Annotated in this window: 1 protein-coding gene; it reads right to left on the bottom strand. The window is 40.9% G+C overall.

The genetic code is table 11. The features are described from left to right. Window positions 1–100: 100 nt before the first annotated feature. The coding region (locus IQ242_RS24475; RefSeq protein ID WP_193961741.1) for a reverse transcriptase domain-containing protein at window positions 101–1,543 on the bottom strand (1,443 nt) is incomplete at its 5' end.

Below are 1,543 nucleotides of genomic sequence, written 5' to 3'. Positions count from 1 at the left end.
ATTAAAGTCAGTAAGAGAGTCGCCTCTCCTACTGCTCTACAAAACGGAACGTGACAATTTCTCGTCATTCCGCTCCTCAACTACACGGGGTTTGTCATTCCTACGTCATTACCAACATATCCTTTACCCAGATGTAATTATCTGGTATGGGCGGTTCTGGCTTGACACTATTGCAGTCAGATTTGTTGCCTAGACTGCCATCATTGGCTGTCTTTTCATCATGGCAATGTCGATGAAGAAGTTGGAGGTTATTGTAACTGTTATTCCCCCCTAGTGATTTAGGGGTGATGTGGTCTATCTCCATTAAATCCCCATCTCTTAAGAAGTGTCCACAGTGAGTACATTTCCCTTTTTGCTTTTTCAACAGTTTTGAAATTTCTGTTGGCATTTCGGGATGAGTCCCCATTCTTGAACTCCAATAAACTAGGTTTCCGTCGTAGGGTGAGGCGTTCCCTTTGACCTTCACATAGCGTCGGATTTCCGTTTCTCTATGTTCGTACAACCTTAGAGGATTATTTTCTTCTCTGGTTGTGAAAGCCCAGTTATTGCCACCTATTGTGTGAAAGTGTCTTTTAGAAATCCACTTTCTTCCTTTGTTTCGATGGCGTTTTATCCCCCATTTGATGAGTTTATGCCCTAGGATGTGGGTTAATCTTTCAAAGATTTTCTGACTAACCACTGTTGAGAAGTAATTGCACCATCCTCTTATTACAGGGTTTAACCTTTTAATGAGTTCAGCTTGGTTGATTCCCTTGCTGGTGTTTATGATGCGTTTAAGTTCTCTATAGTGTCTTATTTGACTCTCTTTGTTAGGGGTTATTATTGTTTTGAAACCAAGCAGATTACCTCTGACTTTTCCCGAGGTGTATTTACCGACGGGAAATTGTCTTATATTAAACCCTAGAAAGTCGAATCCAGCTTGTTCGCTTTCATGTTCTCTCAGTGTGTGGGCTATTCTTGTTTTACTTGGTTTTAACTCAAGTCCGATGTTTTGTAACCATCCCTCTATTTCCTTTTTGATTAGGAGAATAACCCCTAGGTTTTCATGTAGTACCACAAAATCGTCTGCAGATCGGATTAAGGTCACTGATTTTATTTTGTCTCTAACACTCATTTGTGTCCCGTCTTTGCGTTTCATGTCAAATGAGGGTGCTAGATTCATAACCAATTCCTCTAACCCATGAAGTGCTATATTTGCCAATAATGGCGATAACACTCCGCCTTGCGGTGTACCTTCTGAGGTTGGGAATAACTGTTTGTCGTCTATGACTCCTGCTTTTAACCATGATTTGATTTGTTTCCTCATGGTTGGGTAGGTGTTAAGTTTTTCTAACAGTTTTTGATGGTCAATGCGGTCAAAGCATTTAGCTATATCTGCATCAAGAACATACTTTGCCTTTTTGTTAATGGCTTGGAATATCCCTGCTATAGCATCGTGACAAGAGCGTCCTACTCTAAATCCATAGCTGTTAGGCTCGAATTTGGCTTCCCACTCTGGTTCTAGTACCAGTTTAGCTAGTGCTTGTAAGGCACGGTCTTTCAT

The organism is Microcystis sp. LEGE 08355 (assembly GCF_015207185.1).
Lineage (GTDB): Bacteria > Cyanobacteriota > Cyanobacteriia > Cyanobacteriales > Microcystaceae > Microcystis > Microcystis panniformis.
This window is presented reverse-complemented; position numbering and strand designations above follow the sequence as displayed.